Consider the following 8,326-nt stretch of genomic DNA (forward strand, 5'->3'; position numbering starts at 1 on the left):
TCGGTTACAACCGCTGGATCGTCTCCGACTTGGGCGCGTTCAGCTCGCTGCTGAATCCGGACGCGCTGGATGCCGCCGCGAACCTGGATTTCCAGAACTCCGGCAGCTTCGAAGAAGACAATATTTCAGCTTATGTCGAAGCGAACGCGGCCTTGCCGCTGTGGGGCCGCACGTTGCGAGTCAACGGCGGCGTGCGCTACGTCAAGACCGAACACGAGATGCAAGGCTTCATCCGCATCCCGTCGACGCCGCCCGCTGCGGGTAACTTGTTCGGTCTGCGCGCGGAAGATTACGGCCGCAACACCATCGACGGCGAATATTCCGAAACCTTGCCGTCGCTCAACTTGGCGTATGACCTGACTGACAGCGTGATGCTGAGGTTCGCAGCCTCCAAAGCAATGACGCGCCCGAATCCCGGCGACTTGCAGCCGTTCACGTCGATCAGCACCGGCGGTGTAGTGACCCAGGGTAATCCCAACCTGGATCCTTACCTGTCCGATCAACTCGACGGCGGCCTCGAATGGTATTTCTCTGAAGGTGCCGTGCTGGGCGGTAATTTGTTCTACAAGGAAATCACCGGCTTCGTCACGCGGCGGAATGTGCCGCAGCCGTTCCGCAACGCCGGCATCCCGCTCGACACCATCACCGATCCGACCATTCTGGCGCTGCTGCCCAACGGACTCGACACCATCCTGCTGTTCAACACGCCGGTGAACATCGAGGCCACGACCTATCTCAAGGGCGTGGAGCTGCTGTATCAACAACGCCTCGATCATTTGTTGCAAGGGTCGGGGGTCACGCTGAATTACACGCGGCTGGATTCCGGTAGCCAGGTGATTCTGGGCCTCGCCAAGAACAATCTGAACGCCGTGGCGTATTACGAACAGGAGCGCTTCGCCGTGCGTCTGTCGTATAACTATCGCGCCGACTATGTGGAGTGCGAGCTCAACTGCGGATCGACCTCGCCGCAAACCGGCTTCCGTCGCGAAGCGGGCTACCTGGACTTCAACAGCAGCCTGAATTTCACGGCCTTGGGTCAGGATCTGACCCTGAGCCTGGAAGTGCTGAATCTGATCAATGAGGAAGAGTATTCGTTCTACGGTTTTGAGAATCGGGCGAATACCTTGAACAAACCGGGCCGCCAGTTCATTTTAGGCATCCGCGGCCAGTTCTAGGATCTGAACCATGCGACCACGGCCTACCGCCAGCGCTTTGTCTCGGCGAACTTTCGGCAAGACCTTGCTGGGAATGTCGGTGCCTTTGATCCTCCCGGCGCGATTGTGGGCTGCCAACGGGCCCAACAGTCGCGTTCGGGTCGGGCAAATAGGCTGTGGACGCATCGCACGCGATCACGACATGCCGGGCGTGTTGAAGTCCGGCTTGGCCGACATCGTTGCAGTTTGTGATGTCGATGCGAATCGCGCGGCCGACGCGAAGAAGCACTTGGAACAACTGTATCGCGACATCAACGGGCCCATGCCGCCGGTCAGCGTCCACGCCGACTATCGCGAGATCTTGGAGCGCGACGATATCGATGCAGTGGTCATCAGCACGCCCGATCACTGGCATGCCGAGCCTGCGCTGGCAGCGATTCTGGCCGGCAAAGATGTTTATTTACAGAAGCCATTCACCATGACCATTGCCGAGGGCATCGTGCTCAGGGACGCGGTCGCGCGCACCAAACGCATTCTGCAAGTCGGTAGTCAGCAGCGGTCGTGGGCGCAGTTCAGGCAAGCAAGTGAACTGATCCGTTCGGGCCGCATCGGTCAGGTGAAACGTGTCGAGATTGGGTTGCCCATCGATCCCACCGCGCCGGACGATCCAGTGCAACTGGTGCCCACAGGCTTGAATTACGGCAAGTGGGTCGGCCCGGCAGAGTTCGCTTACTACACCGAACAGCGCGTCCATCCGCGGGTTGGCTACACAAGGCCAGGCTGGCTGCGTAACGAATCGTTTTGTTTGGGCATGATCACCGGCTGGGGCTCGCATCACTACGACACCATGCACTGGGCACTCGATCTGGAAGCTAGCGGCCCATCGCGCGTCGAAGGCACCGCGGACTTTCCGACCAACAAGATCTGGAACGTGCATGGCGCCTACGATGTGCAACTCACCTACCCTGGCGATATCGGGGTGCATGTTTCCGACAAGCATCCCAACGGCTTGAAATTCTTCGGCGACGCCGGCTGGATCTGGGTCACACGCGATGGCCAGGCCACCGCCAGCGATCCGAAGTCCGCACAAACATTGCCGCCGCTCGCCGCCAGCGATCCCCGCCTGCTCGACCCCAAGGGGCTGAAGGTCGAGCTACCTCGTAGCGACAGTCATCACAAGAACTGGCTGCAGAGCGTGCGCTCCCGCAAACAACCGCTCGCGCCTGCGCACATCGCTCATCGCAGTAGTAGTGCCTGCATCGTCAGCTGGATTGCGATGAAGCTGCAGCGGCCGCTCACCTGGGATGTCAAAACCGAAAGGTTCGTCAATGACGACGCGGCCAACGCGTTGCTATCGCGCAAGGAGCGCGCTCCCTTTGGGGTGTCGCGCGCGGCGCAGAGCTGAGCGGCATCATGCGAAATATGTTCAAGTCGCTGGCCGGCGCAGCGCTGCTGTTCAGTGCTGCTTCAGTTTCCAATGCTGACGGCGTGACTGGACCGGTGCGTTTGATGACGCTCGATCCCGGTCATTTCCACGCCGCCTTGGTGCAGAAATACATGTATCAAGGCGTCGACCCGCTGGTGCATGTCTACGCGCCCAAGGGCGATGATGTGCTCGAGCATCTCAAGCGCATCGACGGCTTCAATTCACGCACCGACCAGCCGACGCGCTGGCGAACCGAACTCTATACAGGCCCCGACTACCTGCAGCGCATGTTGACCGAGCGCCGCGGCAACGTCGTCGTCATCTCGGGCAACAATGCGCACAAGGCGCAGTACATCCTGAGTTCGATCGAGGCCGGGCTGAATGTGCTCGCCGACAAGCCCATGGTCATCGTGCCGGCAGATCTGGAGAAGCTTCAGCAGGCATTCGCGCTCGCGCAAAAGAAGGGCACTCTGCTCTACGACATCATGACGGAGCGCTTCGAGATCACGTCCATTTTGCAGCGAGAGCTGTCGCGACGAACCGAACTGTTCGGCACGCTGCTACCAGGCACGCCGACCGATCCGGCGATTCGCAAAGAAAGCGTGCATCACTTTGCCAAGATCGTGGCCGGCGCGCCGTTGAAACGCCCGCAATGGTTTTTCGATGTGCGCCAGCAAGGCGAAGGCCTGGTCGATGTCACCACACATCTGGTCGATCTAGTGCAGTGGCAGGCGTTTCCAGAGCAAGTCCTCAAACCCGAAGATGCCAAAGTGCTGACCGCCAAGCACAGCCGCACGCCGCTGACGCTCGAACAGTTCCGCAAGGTGACCGGCGCTCAGACGTTTCCTGAATTTCTGCAGTCGGATGTCCAGAACGGAATGCTCAATGTTTATGCGAACGGCGAGTTCACCTACCGGCTGCGGAATGTGTACGCCTTGATCTCGGTGAAGTGGGACTTCGAGGCACCTGCGGGTGGCGGCGACACCCATTTCTCGGTGATGCGAGGATCGAAAGCCTCGCTGACGATTCAGCAAGGCGCGGCTCAGCAGTTCAAGCCGGTGCTGTACATCGAGCGACATAAAGATGTGAGCATCGCTGCGCACGAGGCGGCTTTGACGAAGGCCATCGCTTCTCTGCAAACAGATTATCCCGGCGTTGGCGTGCTCCGTGTCGGTGAGCGTTGGGCTGTCACCGTGCCGGAGAAATATCATGTGGGCCATGAGGCCCACTTTGCTCAAGTGACCGAGACCTTCCTCAAGTATCTGCGCTCCGGCCAGCTGCCGGCGTGGGAAGTGCCGAACATGCTGACCAAGTACGCCACCCTCATGCAGGCGTACCGGCTGAGTCGAGTTCCTTAGTTCGGTCTGCGCGGCAACGCCCCGCTCTGCGTCGACGCTGGCCGCTGTACGCCTGTTGAGGGCGCGGTGACGGACAACGTTTCGCCGTCGTACAGCACGCCGTTCTGCATTACGTAGGCAATCTCTTTGGCGTTGCCGATGGTCTGCAGCGGGTTGGCGCGTAACACCACCAAGTCGGCCAACTTGCCGGCTTCCAACGAGCCCAGATCCTGTTCGATGCCGATGATCTTCGCGCCATCGATGGTGGCCGCACGCAGAATCTCGTTTGGCTGCATGCCGCCGCGAGCCATCATTTCCAGTTCCCAGTGATAGCCGAGGCCCTGCAACTCGCCGTGGCTGCCGACGCCGACCAGGCCGCCGGCCCGTTGAATCTTCGCAGCCTGCGCCGCCATGACCCGGAAGCTGAACTCATTCTCGTTGGCCCATACCCCCCGCCGGGCGGTCAGCTCGCGCAGCCGGTTACGAGGGTAGAAACGATTCAACTTCGCGTCGTTCTGTAAGTCTTCACGTGCGAAGAAATACTCCGCTCCGGCCAGGCCGTAGTGAGTGATGTTGAGTGTTGGGGTGTAAGTCGTCTCAGTGCGAGCGAAAGTCTGCACGACATCGTCGTAAAGCGCCGAGTCGATCATGGCGTGCTCGCTGCCATGCATACCGTCGATGGCGTGCGAGAGGTCCATGAAGGGATCGCCGAAGCCTTCGGTGGTCGGCATCAGGCCCAGTTCCTGACAGGCCAGCACGATCCACTCACGCTGCCGGCGATTGCCGGCCAGATACACTTTGATGTTGTGAGTTCGGTAGTGCTGCTGGTAGCGGCGCAGATAGGCCAGTGTTTCTTCGTAGGACTGGAAGTCGGTTTCGAAGGTCTTGTAATTGTTGATGCCGAACACGCCGGGGCCGACCATGAATGCGCGGGTGCCGAGGGTCTGGCCGGCTTCCACCAGGTCCTGGTAGATGAAGTTTTCGCCGTGATTACTCTGGACATCGAGACCCGCGGTCACGCCGTACGCCAGATTGATTCGCAGACTCCAGTTGTCCGGGTCCTGGATCTCGCGGCTGGCGAATCTCCAGTGTGCGTGGGTATCGATGAAGCCGGGCACGATGTACTTGCCGGTCACATCCACGATGCGAGCATCGCTGGGAATGTTCACGGTGCCGACCGGGCCGATGGCGACGATGCGATTGTCTGTGATGACAATGTCAGCGCCTTCGAGAACGCTGGCACCCGCGGCGGCGGACATGGGAATGACGTTGGCGCCTCTCAGCACGAGTGAGCCCTTGGGCGCTGCGCGAGGCACGTGCAGCTGCACGGCAAAGGATTCGACCGCTGGCGCTGACTCGCGCAGCCCAGAGCTAACGTTGGCGACGCTCGCTGATTTATCTGCAGCGACTCGATACACGGTAGAACCGACCGCCCAGAAGATAGCCTTGCCGCCTCGAGCCCAGCCGAAGAAATCTGCACCGACGTCGGTCAGCCGCATCGCGCCCGGCATGCCAGCGTGCGAGTCGATAGTCACATTCGGCTCACCCTGCGGCGGCAGGGGCAGACGCCACACCTGCTTGTTGATACTCGCCAACGCCTCGCGCCCGTCCGCGCTCACGATCAAACGCTCAGCGGTGGGCTGAGAATTACTGCGAGGTTCGAAGCGACCGCTCAGTTTGAGATGCGTACGCTGATCCGACCCGTCATACCGAATCGAGTAAAGCGCATGAGCATCGGTTGTATAGATCCGTTCGGAGTCCGAAGAGAAATGCGGATACCGCCCCGAATAGCCAGTAGCAATGGTCTGCACCGAACCACCGCCGGCCGGCATCCACACCAGATCGAGCGGTAGTCGAAAGTTGGCACTCTCCGGCGTATTGGTCCACATCTGCTCACTACCACGCAGAGCAAGAATCCGCTGGCCGTCCGGCGAGAACACAAGGTCCGTGTAGAACGCAGGATGGGACGTCAGACGCTGCGCGTTGCTGCCATCGGCGTGAACCTTCCAAACATGGCCGCCTTCGCGCGACCAAACCACATACGCCAGCCACTTGCCATCCGGCGACCACACCGGCTGATACTCCAACGCATCGCCCTTCGTCACTCGCTTGGGCAAAGCGCCAGCGCGTGCCGGCATCACATACAACTTGGTTAGTATCGACGCAGCGATGTGCTGCCCATCAGGCGAGAAGCTCGGCGATTGAACGATGCGTGCCGTGAGCGGCCCCTGCTCGACGCGATAAGGCTTGTGAAGCCGCGGCCCAATGTCCAACGACACATCAGCACGAAACGGAATCTCCGTCGCATGACCGTCCCGCAATCCAATCCGCTGTAGCTTGCCGCCCGCACTCAGCAACAATGATTGATCGGCATCTCGCAACACGTAGCCAGGAAGCTGATCGCCGCGCAAACCGCGCCCATAGTCCTGACGATCCTGCTGCACGGACCGAGTCACGAGCCGCTCCGCACCGGACTCGAGGTCGCGCTCACGCAGAACCGTTTTACCTTCCTCGCGAGTCGCATAGACAAGCCGCTTGCCGTCGGCAGAGAGCGCCGGACGAGTGCCACCGCCCTGCCCGTTGGTCAACGTCTCGACAGTGCCGCGAGACAAATCCAACCGACGGATCTGAGCAATCGGCATTCCATAGCGCCCTTCGTCTCCCGCATCCCGATACGCAAAGTAAAGATATCGGCCGTCGCGAGACAGGATGCCGCCGGAGCCGATGATGGGCTTGCCATCCTTGTCCTTGACGTCGCTGGCCTCGCCGGTCAACGAATAGAAACGAAAGGTCGAGTCGGGCGGCAAATGCGCCAGGGACTCGGCCACCAGCACTCGTTTGCTATCGGGAGTCCACGAGGGCGAGATCGCAAAACCGCCGTGAACCTGGGAAAGCCGGCGCAGCTCGCCGTCGGCCCGACGCATCACCCACAAATTGTCGTCGCCGTCTCTATCGCTGACGAAAGCGAGCCATTGACCGTCCGGAGAAATTCGCGGCTGTGTGTCGAATGGCAAACCGCGTGTCAGTGGAACAGCCGTGCCGCCGGTCGCAGGCAAGGTGTACAGATCACCGAGCAGATCGAACACCAGCTCCTTGCCGTCGGGCGTGGCGTCGACCGACATCCATGTTCCGGTCTCGACGCTGAAGTTCAGCGGTTGGGTGTGGCCCTGCAACGGCAGCGGCTCGAAGGCAGTCGCCTCGGAGGACGCGCTCGCCGGCAGCGAGGAACTCAATGTGACCGCGGCCGCCGCGGCAAGAATGAATGACTTCACGATTTTAATTTTCTCCTCGAACCACGGCCCGAGGAGAAAAGGCCCTGCCGTTGCCGACAGGGCCTGGTCCTCAGAACTTCTTTTGCAGCGTCAGATAGAAGCTGCGCAGACGCGGGTCGCCGAACGGACTGTAGTAGTTGCTGGCCGCGTAGTAAGCATCGAACGGCGGCACCTTGTCGAACACATTCTTGATGCCGACCTGGACACCGACATTGGACAACAAGCTATCCGCCAGACCGCCGCCGCCGGCCTTGTCGAACTGGTAGCTGGCGTAGATGTCGTGGTACAGCTGGCTCGGAATCGTGCTGGAGCCCTGCGCCGACGTGTACGTCGTCACGCCGCCGACATTGTACTGCGAGTACGAGCCGAAGTAGTTGCTCAGCCAACCCACGTTCCAGTTGTTGAACGCCCAGCTCAACGACGCGTTCGCCCGATACTGCAGCGGCCCTTGATAAGCCACTTGATTGACGATGTCGGTCAACGGCGCATCGATGGCAGTCTGGATTTCATAGGACAGGATCTTGGTGCCGCCCAACGCAAAGTTGAACGTGCCCAGGTTGTCCGTATCCAACCGATAGTTGACGCTCAAGTCCACGCCTTCGGTCTCGCCGCGATTGGCGTTGAACATGCTGTAGTCGATGAAGGTGAGCACCCCGACGCCGTACGGATCGCCCGGCGTCACCGCTGCACGAGTGATGCGTTCTGCAAAGCGAGACTCGTTGTTCAGAATCAGCGCCGCGGTCGGATTGACGATGATGTTTTCCTGTTCGAGTCGATACCACTCGGCGTTGACCCGCAATGCCGGCAGGAAGGTGGGTTCGAACACCAGGCCGAGGTTCAAGTTCTTGGATTCCTGCGGCTTCAGATTGGGATTGCCGCCGGTCGCATACTCGACCAAGGTCAAGCTGTTGCCGCGACGAGGATCGATGACTTGAATGGTCTGCGGCACACCCGCCGACAACACCAAGGACACGTTACCCGGCACCAGTTGACTGTAGGTCGGGGGCAAGAACGCAGTGCCGTAGCTGGCACGTAGCATCAAGCTGTCGATCGGCTTCCAACGCAGACCGATGGTGGGATTGGTGGAATCCAGCTCGCTGTTGAAACGCACTCGCGCCAGGTTGCCGGCGATGAACG

Annotated in this window: 5 protein-coding genes; 3 read left to right on the forward strand and 2 right to left on the reverse strand. The window is 60.4% G+C overall.

Translation table 11 applies throughout. The features are described from left to right. The 3 genes from JNL55_RS07665 to JNL55_RS07675 form a co-directional block, all read left to right on the forward strand. Positions 1–1,175: TonB-dependent receptor domain-containing protein (locus tag JNL55_RS07665; protein ID WP_293851535.1), on the forward strand; the 1,175-nt coding region annotated here is incomplete at its 5' end. Positions 1,176–1,185: 10 nt separating this feature from the next. Next, positions 1,186–2,559, forward strand: coding sequence for a Gfo/Idh/MocA family oxidoreductase (locus JNL55_RS07670; RefSeq protein ID WP_293851538.1), 1,374 nt, complete (start codon positions 1,186–1,188; stop codon positions 2,557–2,559). Positions 2,560–2,567: 8 nt separating this feature from the next. Beyond that, a complete protein-coding gene (locus JNL55_RS07675; protein ID WP_293851540.1) occupies positions 2,568–3,938 on the forward strand; it encodes a putative oxidoreductase C-terminal domain-containing protein in 1,371 nt (456 codons plus the stop codon). Here JNL55_RS07675 and JNL55_RS07680 read toward each other — a convergent pair. Both JNL55_RS07680 and JNL55_RS07685 read right to left on the reverse strand, forming a co-directional pair. After that, positions 3,935–7,189, reverse strand: coding sequence for an amidohydrolase family protein (locus JNL55_RS07680; protein ID WP_293851543.1), 3,255 nt, complete (start codon positions 7,187–7,189; stop codon positions 3,935–3,937). The genes JNL55_RS07675 and JNL55_RS07680 overlap by 4 nt on opposite strands. A gap of 70 nt (positions 7,190–7,259) precedes the next feature. After that, the coding region (locus JNL55_RS07685) for a TonB-dependent receptor domain-containing protein (RefSeq protein ID WP_293851545.1) at positions 7,260–8,326 on the reverse strand (1,067 nt) is incomplete at its 5' end.

It is taken from the genome of Steroidobacter sp. (assembly GCF_016790065.1).
GTDB lineage: Bacteria > Pseudomonadota > Gammaproteobacteria > Steroidobacterales > Steroidobacteraceae > Steroidobacter.

Coding starts and splice junctions, on each gene's coding strand:
- JNL55_RS07670 (WP_293851538.1), top strand. CDS start 1,186: ATGCGACCACGGCCTACCGCCAGCGCTTTGTCTCGGCGAACTTTCGGC.
- JNL55_RS07675 (WP_293851540.1), top strand. CDS start 2,568: ATGCGAAATATGTTCAAGTCGCTGGCCGGCGCAGCGCTGCTGTTCAGT.